Source organism: Hyphomonas sp. L-53-1-40, assembly GCF_000682775.1.
GTDB lineage: Bacteria > Pseudomonadota > Alphaproteobacteria > Caulobacterales > Hyphomonadaceae > Hyphomonas.
This window is the reverse complement of record NZ_AWFI01000015.1, coordinates 175,826-192,174: the sequence shown is the minus strand read 5'-3', so window position 1 is coordinate 192,174 and position 16,349 is coordinate 175,826. Positions and strand designations below refer to the sequence as shown.

16 protein-coding genes are annotated in these 16,349 nt (G+C 58.7%); 5 read left to right on the top strand and 11 right to left on the bottom strand.

What is annotated here, in order from left to right:
* The first annotated feature begins 27 nt into the window (after positions 1-27).
* Entirely contained in the window at positions 28-801 is a 774-nt protein-coding gene (locus tag L53_RS10105; RefSeq protein WP_034814812.1) for a porin family protein, read from the top strand.
* Here L53_RS10105 and L53_RS10100 read toward each other — a convergent pair.
* Together L53_RS10100 and L53_RS10095 are read right to left on the bottom strand one after the other, a co-directional pair.
* A complete protein-coding gene (locus L53_RS10100; protein ID WP_034814810.1) occupies positions 798-1,514 on the bottom strand; it encodes a type 1 glutamine amidotransferase in 717 nt (238 codons plus the stop codon). The two genes, L53_RS10105 and L53_RS10100, sit on opposite strands and share 4 nt — an antisense overlap.
* Positions 1,515-1,520: 6 nt before the next feature.
* Positions 1,521-3,281, bottom strand: a complete 1,761-nt coding sequence (locus L53_RS10095; protein WP_034815185.1) for a DUF885 family protein — start codon at positions 3,279-3,281, stop codon at positions 1,521-1,523.
* 95 nt (positions 3,282-3,376) lie between these two features.
* Between L53_RS10095 and sdhC the strand changes: the two genes are divergently transcribed.
* Genes sdhC through L53_RS10075 form a run of 4 tightly spaced genes read left to right on the top strand, consistent with a single transcriptional unit; the run spans position 3,377 to position 6,794 of the window.
* On the top strand, positions 3,377-3,775 hold the full coding sequence (gene sdhC, locus L53_RS10090; RefSeq protein ID WP_034814808.1) for a succinate dehydrogenase, cytochrome b556 subunit: 399 nt from the start codon (positions 3,377-3,379) through the stop codon (positions 3,773-3,775).
* Positions 3,776-3,787: 12 nt separating this feature from the next.
* Entirely contained in the window at positions 3,788-4,183 is a 396-nt protein-coding gene (gene sdhD, locus L53_RS10085) for a succinate dehydrogenase, hydrophobic membrane anchor protein (RefSeq protein ID WP_051607796.1), read from the top strand.
* 20 nt (positions 4,184-4,203) lie between these two features.
* A complete protein-coding gene (gene sdhA, locus L53_RS10080) occupies positions 4,204-5,991 on the top strand; it encodes a succinate dehydrogenase flavoprotein subunit (protein WP_034814806.1) in 1,788 nt (595 codons plus the stop codon).
* Between the two features lie 20 nt (positions 5,992-6,011).
* Complete coding sequence (locus L53_RS10075; protein ID WP_034814804.1) at positions 6,012-6,794, top strand: succinate dehydrogenase iron-sulfur subunit; 783 nt, start codon at positions 6,012-6,014, stop codon at positions 6,792-6,794.
* 152 nt (positions 6,795-6,946) lie between these two features.
* On the opposite strand, the gene L53_RS10070 is transcribed toward L53_RS10075, so the two are convergent.
* From L53_RS10070 to tolQ, 9 genes are all read right to left on the bottom strand, one after another.
* A complete protein-coding gene (locus L53_RS10070) occupies positions 6,947-7,531 on the bottom strand; it encodes a GNAT family N-acetyltransferase (RefSeq protein ID WP_051607795.1) in 585 nt (194 codons plus the stop codon).
* Positions 7,532-7,737: 206 nt separating this feature from the next.
* Positions 7,738-9,660: an ATP-dependent zinc metalloprotease FtsH gene (ftsH, locus tag L53_RS10065; protein ID WP_034814802.1), complete on the bottom strand. Its 1,923-nt coding sequence runs from the start codon at positions 9,658-9,660 to the stop codon at positions 7,738-7,740.
* A gap of 93 nt (positions 9,661-9,753) precedes the next feature.
* Positions 9,754-10,779, bottom strand: coding sequence for a tRNA lysidine(34) synthetase TilS (gene tilS / locus L53_RS16405; protein ID WP_051607794.1), 1,026 nt, complete (start codon positions 10,777-10,779; stop codon positions 9,754-9,756).
* Positions 10,780-10,794: 15 nt separating this feature from the next.
* A complete protein-coding gene (ybgF, locus tag L53_RS10055; RefSeq protein WP_034814794.1) occupies positions 10,795-11,793 on the bottom strand; it encodes a tol-pal system protein YbgF in 999 nt (332 codons plus the stop codon).
* A 99-nt stretch (positions 11,794-11,892) separates the two neighbouring features.
* Positions 11,893-12,441, bottom strand: a complete 549-nt coding sequence (gene pal, locus L53_RS10050; RefSeq protein WP_034814792.1) for a peptidoglycan-associated lipoprotein Pal — start codon at positions 12,439-12,441, stop codon at positions 11,893-11,895.
* Positions 12,442-12,666: 225 nt separating this feature from the next.
* Positions 12,667-14,022 (bottom strand): Tol-Pal system beta propeller repeat protein TolB, encoded by a 1,356-nt coding sequence (gene tolB / locus L53_RS10045; protein ID WP_034814790.1) that lies wholly within the window; start codon positions 14,020-14,022, stop codon positions 12,667-12,669.
* A 30-nt stretch (positions 14,023-14,052) separates the two neighbouring features.
* Positions 14,053-15,018: a hypothetical protein gene (locus L53_RS10040; protein ID WP_034814788.1), complete on the bottom strand. Its 966-nt coding sequence runs from the start codon at positions 15,016-15,018 to the stop codon at positions 14,053-14,055.
* 16 nt (positions 15,019-15,034) lie between these two features.
* A complete protein-coding gene (locus L53_RS10035; RefSeq protein WP_034814786.1) occupies positions 15,035-15,475 on the bottom strand; it encodes an ExbD/TolR family protein in 441 nt (146 codons plus the stop codon).
* Between the two features lie 3 nt (positions 15,476-15,478).
* A complete protein-coding gene (gene tolQ, locus L53_RS10030) occupies positions 15,479-16,192 on the bottom strand; it encodes a protein TolQ (protein WP_034814783.1) in 714 nt (237 codons plus the stop codon).
* Between the last annotated feature and the right edge of the window lie 157 nt (positions 16,193-16,349).

The window sequence follows — 16,349 nt, the reverse complement described above, 5'->3', positions numbered from 1 at the left end:
TCAAAATTGCTATGGAGGAAGGATCCCATGAAAATCTCGCAACTCTCAATATCACTTGCGGCTGCTGCTATGCTCGCAACGCCGGCAATTGCTCAGGACTGGTATGCAGGCGGCTCGGTCAGCTACCTGAGTCAATCAGACAGTGACAACTCCGGCACAACCGGTGCGTTCACGACAGGAAATCTAGGCGATGACACCACACTCGATGTTGCCTCCGGCACGCCTTATGGCTGGAATACGGAATTCGACAACGGCACCGGATTTAGCGGTGAAGTCGGCGCGCGCTATGCCAATGGGTTCCGCAGTGGAGTTGAACTGTCACTGACAGAAGCTGATGTCGACACCCATTCGCAGGTAACGCTTGGGGGAGGCAGCATAGACGCACTGGACGCCGCTTCGATTGCGGGCAGCCCGACACCGCTTGGCGCGACAGTCGCTGAAATAGTTGCGGATGGCCGTGGCGATATTTCCAGTACGTCTGTCTTCGCCAATGTCTACTATGACTTTAACCGTACAAGCACTATCCAGCCTTATGTTGGCGCAGGAATCGGCTTTTCCGATGTAGACGTGAAGTACAATCCATCAGGTGTGGGTGTGATCGACGATGGCGAAACCAAGTTCGCCTATCAGGTCAAAGCTGGCGCGACATGGCTCGTGACAGATACTTGGGAAGTCTATGGCGAGTATGCCTACCGGGCCACTGAGGACATTGAAGTCAGCAATGATCTGTTCCCGGGCACATTGGATATCGAGAACCAGCAGAATCTGTTCTCAGTCGGCGTTCGCTATCGCTTTGGCTAGTGCACCGACCGAATGAACCGGGCGATCCAGGTGCCCAGTCGCTCGTTGTCTAGCGGCGCAACGAGGCTCTGGATCGCCCCATTCACTGCTGATTCCGTTAACGGGCGCCCCTTCCGGATTGTGTAAAGGGCGGCAGAATAATCAGCATCAAATTCCGGATGACACTGAAATGAAATGGCCGGTGTCTTGCCATACTCTATTGCCGCAAATGGCGTGAAATCCGACCGCGCCAGCACGCTGGCACCCGGCGGCAATTCAACGACCTGATCCTGATGGCTAACCGGCACGGAAATCGTTGCCGGGCAGTCCCCCCCCATCCAGTCGGGACATGCTTTCACATCATAGGAATGCCGACCTATCCCCCAGCCTTTGGGAGATTTGATAACCTTTCCGCCCAATGCCTCCGCCATGATCTGGTGGCCGAAACAGATACCGACCTGTGGCACGCTGGCTGAGGCCGCATCCCGAATGAACTGCATCAGCGGCGCGATCCAGTCATAGTCATCATACACGCCCGCAGGAGACCCCGTGATCAGGATCGCTTCCACCCCGGCAATATCAGGTAACGGTTCTCCCTGAATGACCGACACAGTTTCGAATTCGATATCCGGGTCAGCGGCAGATATCAGATTCCGGAACATCTCCGGATAATCCGCAAAGTTCGCCCGAATGGGCTCGGGCACGAGCCCGGTCTCTATGATGGTGAGTTTCATGAAGGCTCAGTTTGGCAAGACGTCAGGGGGCGAGGAACTCGTTTTCTGGGTGTCAATCCAGTCATCAATCCGCGCCTCCAGCACATCTAGGGGTACAGCGCCCTCTGCAAGTGCCGCATCATGAAATGCGCGCACATCAAATGCCTCGCCCAGGGCTGCCTCAGCCCTGGCCCGCAATGCGCGGAATTTGAGCTCGCCCACCTTGTAGGCAACCGCCTGCCCCGGCCAGCCGATATAGCGGGTCACTTCCGTCTGGATGTTCAGCGGGGCGAGCGCGGAATTCTCAATGAAACACGCTTCGGCTTGTGACCGTGTCCAGCCATACCAGTGCAAACCGGTATCCGCGACGAGACGGCACGCCCGCCACATCTCATAGGATAGTGCGCCGAAGCGCTCATAAGGTGTGCGATAAATGCCCGCTTCACCCGCAATCCGCTCAGCGTATAGCCCCCAGCCTTCGCCAAAAGCGGTCGCATAGTAGTTCTTCCGGAAGTCCGGCTGGTCTGACATTTCCTGGGCCAGCGCAATCTGAAGATGATGGCCGGGAACGGCCTCATGCGCGGACAGGGCGGGCAGTTCGTAAAGCGGTCTTTGGTCCAGGGCATAGGTATTCACAAGGTAAATGCCGAGGCGCCCCTCCTCCGGATCGCCCGATACATAACGGCCGGTCGTATAGCCCGGCGCGATCGAATCTGGCACGGGCTGGACCTCAAACTCCAGCTCCGGAAGCGTGCCGAAATAATCCGGCAAACTTGCGCGCAAGCGTGAGGAGATTTCTTCGGCAGCGTCCATCAGCTCATCGGCAGACTGGGCGTAGAATTGAGGATCGGCCCTCAGATAGGTCAGGAAGTCTTCAAAGCTGCCTTCAAAGCCGATTTCTGCGATGATTTGTTCCATCTCAGCCCGGATCCGCGCGACTTCCGACTGACCAAGAAGATGGATCTCTTCCGGACTGTAGCCGGCCCCGGCTGTGAAGTGCTCAACCGCCGCAGCATAAACCTCGCGTCCATTCTCGAGATCTGCGATTCCTGCACCCTGACGCAGATACGGCCGATACTCGATTTCAAGGAAGCGCAGGACATCCAGATAGGCGGAAATGGCCCGGGCGGTCGCCTCAAGGCCTTCCGCCCTGAGACCCGCGGCGACTTCGGGGTCCATGTCTTCGGGTAGAGCCTTGAACGGCGCGTACAGGCCGCTTTCAGACGCATCATCCATGATCTGCTCTCGGATCTGGTCGATTACGGTTTCGAGAGGGTCCCGGTTGGCGGTCCAGCCGGTTTCGATCCCCCGCCTCATATTCTCTATATTCTCGGCGAAATAGCGTGGCACGTCGTTCAGGCGCGCGATCCAGGCCTCGGCGGATTCCACGCTGTCGAGGTCTGTCCGCATCGCGGCAAAGACAGGTTCGGCCTGGAAACCCCAATCACCTGTGAACGGGATGCGGGCCGAACCTGTCTCGGCCCAGATGATGTCCGATTTCAATAGGCGAATCAGGATCGCCTGATCGATGACATGTTCGGTTTCAGCTTTTTGCACATCTTTCAGAAGGGCTCGCGCGGCGTCTGTTTGGGCCGCAATTGAGGCCAGCCGGACATCCGCCCAGCGATCAGGTGCGCGATTCTCTTCCCGAGCGGCATCTTCGGGACTGACGGCGTTCACATAAGACTCATAGGCTGGAATCAACGCGTCGAGCGGATCTGCAGCAGCCCCCTGTGCCAGCACGGCTGTGAGCGCCCCTGCGGCAAGTGCAAAAAGAAAAGGTTTCATATTGTCGCTCCCTAGCCCTGTGGCGTTGACAGGACCATAGAGAAACCTAGAACCCAAGCCAAAGCGTTCATTGCAGGCAAGCAAGGTCATCCCTCATGGCAACCACTTCCCGGGCAGATCCTCGCCCATTGTCGCCACATCTCCAGATCTGGCGTTTCCACATTACGATGGCCGCGTCCATCACCCACCGAATTACCGGCACAGCCCTGTATTTCGGAAGCTTTCTTATAACGGCCTGGATCGTTGCTCTCGCGACCAATGCCGAATGGTATAGTGTGATCGAAAGCGTCATCTCAGCCTGGTATGGTCAGGTCATCCTGTTCCTGTGGGCTGTCGCGGTACTCTATCATTTCGCGAATGGCATCCGTCACCTGCTCTGGGATGGGCCGCATATCGGATTTGACCCCAAAACAGCCAGCACCGTGTCGGTGTTCATTTATCTTTTCGCCGTTTTTGGCGCTGCGGCCATCTTCGCCGCAACGACCTTGCTTTAGGGGGCGACGGACATGTCTTCACACGATTTCATTACGCCTGCCAAAATGGCTCGTGGACTTGGCTCGGCCAAGTCCGGCACCGAAACCCATATTCGTCAGCGCGTCTCCGCCATCGCGCTGATCTTCCTCGTACCGTGGTTCGTCTACTCAATCATCAATGCGATGAGCGGCGATATCGTTGACGCGCAAGTATGGGCCGCCAAGCCCTGGAATGCCATCCTGCTGATCCTGACCGCCGGCGCGGCGTTCTTTCACATGCGCATTGGTATGCAAGTGGTCATTGAGGACTATATCGCGAAGACAGGAACCAAGTCGGCCCTGCTCATCCTGAACAGCTTTGCGTGCATCGCGCTGTTTGTGACGGTGGCCTTGTCGGTTCTCAAAATCTGGATTGGCGCGGGCGTCTAGCCTCGCGGGAGAAACATAAGATGAGCAATTATACCTGGACCGACCATACATATGATGTCGTGGTTGTTGGCGCTGGCGGCTCTGGCCTCCGCGCAGCTTTGGGCGCCGCACAGGCAGGCCTGAAAACGGCCTGTATCTCCAAAGTCTTCCCGACGCGCTCCCACACGGTGGCTGCACAAGGTGGCATTGCCGCCTCGCTTGGAAATATGGGCGAGGATGACTGGCGCTGGCATATGTACGACACGGTCAAAGGGTCAGACTGGCTCGGCGATCAGGACGCCATCGAATATCTTTGCCGTGAAGCACCTGCCGCTGTTTACGAACTTGAGCATTGGGGCATGCCCTTCTCGCGAACTGAGGAAGGCAAGATCTACCAGCGCGCATTTGGCGGCATGACACGTGACTTTGGTCAGGGCCCTGTCCAGCGGACCTGTGCTGCGGCCGACCGTACTGGTCACGCGATGCTGCACACGCTTTATGGGCAGTGCGTCAAGGAAGAGACCGAATTCTTCATCGAATATTTCGCACTCGACCTCATCATGGATGAGGAAGGCGCCTGCCGCGGTGTTACAGCGTGGAAACTGGATGATGGTACGCTGCATCGTTTCCGCGCGCAGAAAGTCGTGCTGGCAACCGGCGGATATGGACGCGCCTTCTTCTCCTGCACCTCGGCTCACACCTGTACGGGTGACGGCAATGCCATGGTACTGCGCGCCGGCCTGCCATTGCAGGACATGGAATTCGTCCAGTTCCACCCAACCGGGATCTACGGCTCCGGCTGCCTGATCACCGAAGGTTCGCGCGGCGAAGGCGGTTACCTGACCAATTCCGAAGGTGAGCGCTTCATGGAGCGTTATGCCCCGTCCGCAAAAGACCTCGCGTCTCGCGATGTGGTGTCCCGTGCCATGACGATGGAAATCCGCGAAGGCCGCGGCGTCGGTGCAGAGAAGGATCATATCCACCTGCATCTCGAACACCTTGGCGCAGAAGTCCTGGCGGCCCGCCTGCCGGGCATCTCCGAGACGGCGAAAATCTTTGCTGGTGTGGACGTTACAAAAGAACCGATCCCAGTCCTTCCGACCGTTCACTACAATATGGGCGGCATTCCAACCAATTATCATGGGGAAGTGCTGACGAAGAAGAATGGCGACCCGGATTCGGTTGTGCCTGGCCTGATGGCCGTGGGCGAAGCGGCCTGTGTCTCCGTGCACGGCGCCAACCGTCTCGGCTCCAATTCGCTGATCGACCTTGTCGTGTTCGGCCGCGCGGCCGGCCAGCGCTGTGGCGCCACCACGGAAGCGGGCGCAACCCAGCCGGAATTACCGAAGGGCGCAACCGACAGCCACCTCGCGCGCCTTGATCGCCTGCGCAACGCAACGGGCGACCAACCCGTCGCAGCCCTCCGCCTCGAAATGCAAAAGGGCATGCAGAACAATTGCGCTGTCTTCCGCACCGGCGATGTTCTGAAGGACGGCGTCGATGCCATTGAGGAAGTCTACAAGAAAGCGCCAGGGATCGATGTGAAAGACCGGGGCATGGTCTGGAATACGGATCTTGTTGAAGCCCTCGAGTTCGACAATCTGATCGCGCAGGCTGCTGTCACAGTGAACTCTGCGGCCAACCGTCAGGAAAGCCGTGGCGCGCACGCCCGCGAAGACTTCTCGGAGCGTAATGACGAAACGTGGATGAAGCACACGCTGGCCTGGTGCGATGAGGCCGGCAAGGTCACAATCGACTATCGCGAAGTGCACAATTACACGCTTTCGAACGAAATCAGCTACATCGAGCCCAAGGCCCGGGTTTACTAGGATATCAAGGCGAGCACGACATGGTTCAACTTACTCTCCCCAAAGGTTCGGCGCCCAAAAAGGGCAAGACCTGGCCGAAACCGCAAGGCGCGACCAATCTCCGCCAGTTCCGGATTTATCGCTACAGCCCGGAAGAGGGCGGTAATCCACGCTGGGACACCTATTGGGTGGACATGGATCGCGCGGGAACGATGATCCTGGACGTGTTGTTCTACATCAAGAACAATGTCGACCCGACGCTGGCCTTCCGCCGCTCCTGCCGTGAAGGCGTCTGCGGCTCCTGCGCCATGAACATTGCCGGCCAGAACACGATTGCCTGCACCAAGGGCTTCGACGAACTGCCGGGCGGCGTCATCACGATTGCGCCCCTGCCCTCGCAGCCGGTGGTGAAAGACCTGATCCCGGATCTGACCAGCTTCTATGCCCAGCATGCCTATGTGCAGCCATACCTGAAGACGGTTACGCCAGACCCGGAAAAGGAATGGAAACAATCCGAGGAAGACCGCGAAGAGCTGAATGGCCTCTACGAATGCATCCTCTGTGCCTCCTGCACGACCTCCTGCCCGTCCTATTGGTGGAATGGCGACAAGTATCTGGGGCCAGCAGCTCTGCTGCAGGCCTATCGCTGGCTGATCGACAGCCGAGATGAAGCGACCGGCGAGCGCCTCGACGATCTTGAGGACCCGTTCAAGCTGTATCGTTGCCATACGATCATGAACTGTGCCCAAGTCTGCCCGAAAGGCCTGAACCCGGCCAAAGCCATCGCAAAGATAAAGCACATGATGGTTGAACGGGTTTCCTAGGCCACGAATCCAAATTAGCCTCCATTTCGGGTTGATCCAGATGGGGGCTTATTTGCATGTCGATTTCACCTGACATTGATGTCTTTGGCGAGGCGCCGGAGATCGTCGGCCGGGCCCTCGAACTTGCCATGAACTATCTGTGAGGCAAGCACTTACCCGTTTGTGCTGAACACGGCTCGCAAGCCCTCCGGCTTTTCCATGTGCTTGAGCTGGCCGATCAGATCATCCACTTCAAATTCCCACACCGTCGTCGGCGGTAACGGTCGAATTACCTTGCCGCCGAGAGCCTTGAACAGGCTGTTGGCTTTACGATTTTCTGGCAGCGTTTCAGCCTCCAGCGTAGTGATGCCCTGCGCGCGACAGGAAAGCGCCACCGACGCAATCAACAGGCGGGACAAGCCGTGCGCCTGGTACTGATCCAGCACGCCGAGCGCGAGTTCGGCTCGCTTGCTGCCAGGCTCTGCGCGAATGGCATGGGCCGCTGCCATGAGTGGTGTGTCGTCTTCATCAGCGTCCAGGATGCCCCACGCGATATGAACCTTGCCATCCGCATTTGCGAGACTGTGGACAACTGAGTCGGGCACAGGATTGGCGCCGCTGAAAAAGCGCAGATAGCGCGACTCCGGCGACATGGATCGGAATATTTGCCGGAAGCGTGGCTCGTCATCCAGGCCGACGGGCCTCAAGAGAATTTCGTGTCCGGTGTCGAGCGACACGTGAAGGGGCGCATTGCACATGAAGCCTGCCAGCCTCCGCTTTGTTTTTCGTCGCGCAAGACCCGCCAAGAGGGACGCGCAATGGCAGAACCCTTCGATAAGAAGAACGTTCCTGAGTCGCTGGATAACGGTAGTATTCAGCAGGCGAAAGGCAAGCCGTTGCATAAAAGCAAAAAAGCGCGGTCTAACTGACCGCGCTTTTTCAATCTGCTGCTGGGACCCAACGATCAGGCCGGATTAGGCTCCGGATCCCCAAGGCCGCCATCGCCCTTGGGCTTACGGCGTTTGCCAATCACCGGCACAGCCGAGCCGGGCGTCGTGTCATCATCGCCCAAATCAGGACGCGATGGCGGATTGCCTTTGAGCAAAGCCGAAATCTCGTCACCCGTCAGGGTTTCATACTCCAGAAGACCGGTGGCAATCGCCTCCCAATCCTTCCGGCACTCAGTCATGATCCGGCGAGCATCGTCCATTCCGGTCTGGATCAGCGTACGTACTTCTTCCTCAATCTTCCGCGAGGTCTCTTCCGAGACATGCGAGGATTGCATCAGCTGCTGGCCGAGGAACACGTCGCCTTGGTCATCGCCATAATCAACTGGGCCGACCGCGTCGGCAAAGCCCCAGCGGGTGACCATGGCGCGTGCAAGGCGTGTTGCCTGCTGAATGTCAGAGGCTGCACCAGCGGTGACATTGTCTTCGCCGAATTTTAGCTCCTCGGCGACGCGCCCGCCCATCATGATCGCGAGACGCGAAGTCATCTCGATCTTGGACATGGACAGCTTGTCGTCTTCCGGCAACTGCATGACCATGCCCAGCGCACGCCCGCGGGGAATGATCGTGGCTTTGTGGACCGGGTCTGCAGCCGGCACTTTTAGCGCCACGACCGCGTGACCGGCTTCGTGCCAGGCTGTCAGTTCCTTTTCCTTTTCGGACATCACCATCGAGCGACGCTCTGGTCCCATGAGGACCTTGTCCTTGGCATCCTCGAATTCCTGCATGGCGACAACGCGCTTGCCGCGACGCGCCGCGAGGAGAGCGGCCTCATTTACGAGGTTGGCAAGATCAGCCCCGGAGAAGCCCGGCGTGCCCCGCGCGATTGTGCGCGCTTCAACATCCTTGGCCAATGGCACATTACGCATATGAACGCGCAGGATTTTCTCACGACCGATGATGTCAGGATTGCCGACAGTGACCTGACGGTCGAAACGACCGGGACGCAGCAATGCCGGATCAAGCACGTCCGGACGGTTGGTTGCAGCAATCAGGATAATGCCCTCATTGGCTTCAAAACCATCCATCTCGACCAGCAACTGGTTGAGCGTCTGCTCTCGTTCGTCATTGCCACCGCCAAGGCCTGCACCGCGTGAGCGTCCGACGGCGTCGATCTCATCGATGAAGATAATGCAAGGCGCCGAGCGCTTCGCCTGCTCAAACATATCGCGGACGCGGCTCGCGCCGACACCGACAAACATTTCAACAAAGTCCGACCCGGAAATCGTGAAGAAAGGCACGCCCGCTTCGCCCGCAACTGCGCGCGCAAGCAAGGTCTTACCAGTACCGGGAGGACCTACCAGAAGGGCGCCCTTGGGAATTTTACCGCCAAGGCGTTGGAATTTGGACGGATCCTGCAAAAATTCGACAATCTCCTGCAGTTCTTCCTTGGCTTCATCCACGCCAGCAACATCGTCAAACGTCACACGGCCATGCTTCTCGGTCAGGAGGCGTGCGCGGCTCTTGCCGAAGCTCATCGCGCCACGACCGCCACCAGACTGCATTTGGCGCATCATGAAGAAGACAAAGCCGACGATCAGCAGGATTGGCAGGATGGAGAAGATCAGGGACGCGAACGTGTTCTGGCCGCTGTCGGCATCTACCGTGAAAGGCACCTGGTTCTCTTCGAGAAATTGCTGGGTCGTCATGTCGAGTGACCGCAATTCGCTGACCATGGTCCGGCCGTCGGTGGTGGTGACGATGATCCTCTGGTCACCGAGGGTCGCATCCGCGACTTTTCCATCCTCAACCAGTTCATAAATGACAGACAGTTTGGCCTTTTCAGCACGTGCTGCCTGAGGGTTTCCGCCCATGGCCACGGCCATGCCGATGACCAGGAGGGCGATTGCGCCCCAGATAGCCAAGTTTCTGACGTTCATTTTGCGTCTCGCTCCAAATTCCGGTGTTCATCCCGTAAGATAGGGGGCTTATCGCATGAAAACGACTCAAAAGCTCTTAAAATGGCTGTTTTGTCACGTATCGCCGACATAGAGCGCTTGCATCGCGTCAAAACGGGCGTGCGCCAGCGCGGGATCGGCGGCCATACCTGCGATTCCGGGCTCTGCCGACAGAACTACATTCCCCTGCTTGCGGTAGATCAGGACGCCGCCCAGCGTGGCTCCGTGAAATGCCTCGCTGCCCGAAAGTCGAGCCACCAGTGGCTGCACGGCATCCCGCCGTGGAGGCGTTTCCTTTCCGCCGACAATCTGAATCATCAGGCCGAGGGCACGCTCCAGACGCTCTCTCGGTAGCCCGGACAGATTCAGCCGTGCGCTACCTTCTCCATCCCACGCAACACAATCGGCCATCCAGCGCCCAATCAAACGCTCTTCCAGCCGCCGCACGTCCTGCAGACGCGCCTGACAGGCAAGTATGCGCGTTTTCAGATCAACGTGGCCGTCCAGCAGCGCCCGCACGCGCACCCGCTCATAGGCCAGGTTGCGATTGGATGGGTCATCGACCCAAACGATTCCGCGTGCGGTCAGGTAGGTCCGCAATTCGTGGCGGCTGTGTGAGAGGATTGGTCGCGCAATCATCACCCCCTGCCCTTCGGGCCAGACCGGCGACATGGCACGCGATTGCATGCCGGCCAGGCCATACCAGGTCGAACCTTGTCGTGCCCGCATCAGGAATGTTTCGCACTGATCATCAGACGTGTGGCCCAGCAGCAGGCGCGTCCCTCCGCGCGCCCGAAGTGCCGCGGCCATCAGGCCATGCCGCGCTCGCCGGGCCAGCGCCTGTTTTGATACAGGCGTTTCCCAGACCAATGTTTCATGAGCTATTCTGAACTGCCCACAAATACTGGCCACATGGCGCGCCTCATCGGCGGCCTCCGGGCGCAGACGATGATCTACAGTGAAAGCCACGAGATCGCGACCTGAGCGCGCGGCCCAGTCATGGGCCAGCACGAGCAGAGCCAGCGAGTCGCTGCCTCCGGACACCGCAATGCCAATCGGCCCTGAAGCGGTGCCACAGAGCCGATCAAACGCATCTATCATGTGTCAGGAAGTCGTCTAGTTGTCACAGCCGGACTTGGTTCGCTCAACCGCAGCCAGATCCCGCGTCACACCCGAAGCGTCCGGATAGCGGCTCGGCAGCGTACCAAGGGCCAGGCAGGCCTTTTCCTTGTCACCGATCAGACGCATTGCCCGCGCCAACTTGACCAGCGCATCGGGCGCGCGGGGATTGTCGGGATAAGACCGGATCATCGTCGTATAGGCTGCACCGCTATCGGCATATGCCTTCTGCTGATAGAGCGACTCTCCCAGCCAGTAGTGTGCCTCACCAGCTTGCGGGTCATCGCCGAACCGCTCAAGGAAGGCACGGAAAGCCTCTTCCGCACCAGCATAGTCGAACTGGATCAGCTTCGATTTCGCCAGAGCAAAGAGCGGGCCCGCTTCGCCCGGCAGGGCGCTGGCAGGAATCGTGCCCAATGAACCTTCCGGTAGAGACTCACCGGCCGTAGCTGCGCCGCCCATGGTCAGGCGGGTCGGGCCGGACGTATTCGAAGTCGTTTCACCCATGGAGGTGGGTGCATCAAGACGGCGTGGGCCAGAATTGAAGCTCTGGTCAGTCGCTGCGCCCATTTCCGGCATCGTCCCGAACTCTCCGCCGACATTGCCCGGCATGGGGTCGGCCTCGGGCATGATGCCCGCCGCAGAAAGATAGGATTTCAGGGAGGCAATATCTGCAGACTGATTTTCCAGCTGCGTACGCAAATCATCGGCCTCGTCGATGAGGGCTTCATTGTCGCGTGACAGGTTCTCATTTTGCTCGCGCAGTTGCTGGAGCTGGAATTCAAGCGTCTCAACCCGCCCGGTCAGTTGCATCACATCTCCGGTCAATCCATTGACCTCGACCTGAACCTGCGCGCTTTGCTGGCGGGCCTGCGCCACCTGTTGCGACAGGTCGGAGCTGGTGACCCCTTGCGTTATGGGTGCAGCGCGCTGAGCGGCGGCAGGACCAACAATCAGGCAAAAGCTGGCGAGGACAAGAGCGGGCGCTTTGAACATGGGGGAAGCCTCCGGAGGATTGTGGGCGAACATACAAAAACAGCCGGGGCCAAAATAAGGCACCCGGCTGCATCTTGTGAAGCTATTCGCGGCAGAAACCTAGCTGTTTGCGCCGGAAACAATTTGCGTGAAGCCGTTACGGTTCAGGGCCCATGCTTGCTCGTCGGAACCAGCAGCGATTGGACGCTCTTTACCGTAGGAAATCGTGTCAACGCGGGACGGGTCGACGCCGAGGCTGACCAGATAGTCCTTCACGATAGAAGCACGACGCTCGCCAAGGGCAAGGTTGTACTCGCGGGTGCCGCGCTCATCACAGTTACCTGCAACGATGATGCGAACGCCCGGATAGGACGACAGCCAAGCAGCCTGACGCTTCAGGATTTCCTGATCGTCGACATCGAGGCGGTAGCCGTTGAGGTCGAAGTAGACGCGCTCACCAACGTTGACGCGGAAGTCTTCGAGCGAGCCTGCGAGCGGGCCAACCGGTGCGGCTGGCGCTGCTTCAACTGGAGCCGGAGCCGGTGCTGGCTCAGCGACTTCAACTGGTGCCTGTTCCTCGACCTGCTCAACAGGCTCTGGTTGGGATGCACACGCGCTGATCGAAAGAACAACCGCGGCTGCGGCTGCGAGTTTAAAAGTGGTATTCATTGCTATTCAGACTCCCCTGGATGTCCTGAGTGCTAATTGACGCCTTAACGGCTGGCGTTTGTCAACGTTGTGCCGGGTGTAGCGGGTATCTGTCTCCATATTCTGACAGAATTCGGGCGACAATCGGGCGGAAGCATAGCGACCGCCCAGATTCGATACTATTTTGACGCTTTGTCTCCAAAAAGCAACGCCCCCGGACGAAAACCGGGGGCGAAAGCCATGAATTTATTGCAACAATGGTGACCAGGCCGGATCGGAAGCGTCCGTTTGGGTCATCATTCTGCGCTCATTTCGGCCTGAAAGATCGACCGACCAGAGCTGTGGACCGGCGCCGGGACGGCTTTCGCGGAAATACACGATCACGCGGCCATTTGGCGACCAGTCCGGGCCCTCATCGAGGTATGATTCGGTCAGCAGGCGCTCGCCTTTACCATCTGTCCCGATCACGCCGATGTAAAATCGACCGCCCAGTTGCTTGGTAAAGGCGACCAGATCGCCTCGCGGGCTCCAGACCGGTGTCGAATACTGGCCCTTGTTGAAGGTGATGCGGCAAGCAACATCCCGACCACCGGAGGGGCAGGTCCGCGGACTCCCATCCGTGTTCATGATGTAGAGCTGCGGGCTGCCGCCACGATCAGACGTGAACACAATGGCGCGTCCGTCCGGTGACATGGAGGGCGATGTGTCAATCGCCGGGTGGTCCGTCAGGCGACGCGATTGGCGGGTCTGCAGATTCATGAGGTAGATTTCAGAGTTGCCGCCTTGGGCCTGCGTCATCAGTACGCTCTCCCCATCCCGCGAGAAGCGCGGCGCGAAGGTCATGCCCGGAAAATTGCCCAGCAATTCCTGACGGCCCGTTTCAATATTGAACAGGTAGACGCGCGGGCGACCGCCCTCATACGACATGTAAGTGATTTCCTGAGCTGACGGGCTGAAACGCGGCGTCAGCACGGTGTTCGTCCCCGCAGTCAGATATTGTTGATTGGCACCATCTGCATCCATGATCGCCAGGCGCTTCACACGCTCGGTCTTTGGGCCGGTCTCGGCAATATAGACGATCCGCGTATCGAAATATGGGTCTTCACCGGTCAGGCGGTTATAGATGGAATCCGCAATCTTGTGCGCGATGCGGCGCCAATTGTCTGGCGTCGTGGTCAGGCGACGGCCGGGCTGGCCGTTGATCCGCATGACTTCCCCACCATAAACGTCCCACAGGCGGAACGAGACGGCGATCTTGCCGTCTGGCAACTCTTCATACGCGCCGACGACAAGGCCCTCGGTCTGGATGATCCGCCAGTCCGGGAAACGTGGCTGAACATCAATCGAGAGATCCTTCTGGATGAAGGAAGCCGGGTTCTGGATGTCAAACAGGCCAGTCGATTCCAGATCGGCCCGGACGACATCGGCGATGTCTTCAGCCATTTCGGCATTCGCGCCACGGACTTCAAAGTCCGGAATGGCCAGCGGGGTCGGCTGGAAATTACCCTCGTCAACGCGAACCTGCAGCTGCGCAGCTGCAGGCATGGCGAGACCGATGGGTATCATGAGGGCCAGCATCAGGGCTGTCAGGATACGGGTCATTATAAACTCTCCTCAGAATGTCTATTCAGGTCACTTGAGCGGGCCGATTGTGACCTCGATATCTTTCCACTCGTCATAATCGTCTTCAGGCAATTGGTAGTTCGCACACTGGCGCACGGCTGTCAGGGCCCGCTGCACCACTACACCGCGGCGGCCAATCGGCATCGAACGCGGCGTCACAAGGCTTGCATTGCCATCCAGCGAGCCGTCCAGGTTCAGCCTGACCCGGATCACCACATTGATCTGGTCATCCTTGGGCAGATCATCAACGCCATTCCAGCAATAGCCGATCTGACGACGCATCGCGGCTTGCAGGGACGCCGTATTACCGCGCCGCTCCCCTGCACCCTTGCGGGGCTGCTGGACGTCTTGAAGCACCGGTTTATTGATCGGAGGCGGGGCCTGTTCTTGCGCAGCCTTGCGCTGGGTCTGGGCCTTGTCCTTCAGGATATCCTCGAAATCATTCAGAAAGTCGAGTTCGTCAGACTCCGATTTCGGCTTCTGCTTCTCGATCAGCTTCGGCTCCTTCTTCGGAGGCTCTTCCTTCTTTGGCTCAGGCTCTTTCGGCTTTTCCTCGGGCTCGGCCTTGGTGTCTTCGACAACCGGCTCCTCTTCGGCTGTCTCGGTCTCGCGTGTCTCGTTCACTTCTTCCGGTTCTTCCGGCGGATCCTCGACGATTTCGGCATCTTCCTCAACAGGGTCAGGCTGCTCTTCCGGTTCGGTCTCTTCAGGCTTCTCTTCGGCAGGCTCCTGCACCTTCTGAATCGGCGCAACGTCCGTGACCAGACCAATGTCGACAATGTCGATCGGCACATCAATCGTGCTGGCGCATTGCGGCAGGCGCAGCAGGATGTCGACCGGCGAAAGGCCCGGCTCCTCACGTTCCAGTCGTTCGATCTGCTTGTCGCAATCGCTCTTCTTCATCGGCCACGTCATCACCGCCGCGGCAAGCACGGAGGCGTGAAGAAGGGTCGAGATGGTAAAGCCGCGAAGCATGTGGGGCTGGTCGCTCCTACTTCTTTTGTTCAGTCACAAAGGACACACGTGTATAGCCTGCTGCCCGGATTTCGGCCGTCACTTCCATGATCCGGCCATAGGGCGTGTTCTCGTCTCCGCGAAGATAGATCGGCTGTTCGTAGCCTTCGCCAATAATTGCCTGCAATTGCGGACCGAGCGTTGCGATATCCTCAACAAGGGTGGTCTGAATGAAGACCTCGCCATTCTCGCGTATGGAAATCGCCAGCGGGTCGTCATTCGGTTCGGTCTTGATCGGGCCGGAACTCGTCTTCGGCAAATTCACTTCCTCGCCGCGCACCAATAGCGGCGCAGTGATCATGAACACGATCAGCAGGACCAGCATGACGTCCACAAAAGGCGTCACATTGATCTCGGCATTCAGCGCGCGACGGCCGCGCCGTCCACCCTTGCCACCTGAACCAAGGATCAATCCCATCGCCTAGTCCCTCGCGGATTCAGAGGCACGGCGCGACAAACGCACCAGAACATCCTGCGAGAACGTGTCCAGCTGGTCGCCCAGCTTGGTCAGATCGCCGGTGAATTTGTTGTAGAAGATGACCGCCGGGATGGCTGCGACGAGGCCCATGCCGGTCGCAAACAGCGCCTCGGCGATCGGGCCGGCCACGGTGCCCAGACTGGTATCCTGTTGTTCAGCAATATTGAGGAAGGCGTTCATGATGCCCCAGACGGTCCCGAACAGGCCAATAAAGGGCGACGCAGACCCGATGGTCGCAAGAATTCCAAGACCGTTGCCGGCGCGCCCAATCTCGCGATCCACCGCAGCGCGCATTGATCGCTCGGCGCGGCTGACAAGGGCTGCCGCTTCACCGGAACCCGATTGCAAACGCTTGGCGTCAGACCATTCGCGCGCAGCCGCCGCAAACACGCGGCTGGCGGCGTCATTGGTTGCCTGACCGGGCCGCATGTCGAAATCCTCGGTGCGTCCGCTCCAGAAGGCTTCTTCGAACTGGCGTGATTTCTTGCGTACAGCGCCCAGCGAGAAAAGCTTTTCGCCAATCACCATCCAGGACCAGATAGATGCCAACAGCAGGAACAGGAGCACCAGCTTAACAATTGGGTCAGCCGCCATAATGAGGCTGAAGAGCGAGAAGTCGGCATGACTCGCGGCGGTGCCTATCGCTTCTGATTCCATGGGGGCTAAAGCTCCTATCTACGCGTCATGGGTGATCAGCCGCATCCCAAGCGGGACCGGCACACCCCTTCATCCACACCAAATTCGGCAGAAACACGGCAGGATGGCCAGTTTCCGCAGCACAGTTAACGGCTAAGGGTGTTTTCTTAACGAAACG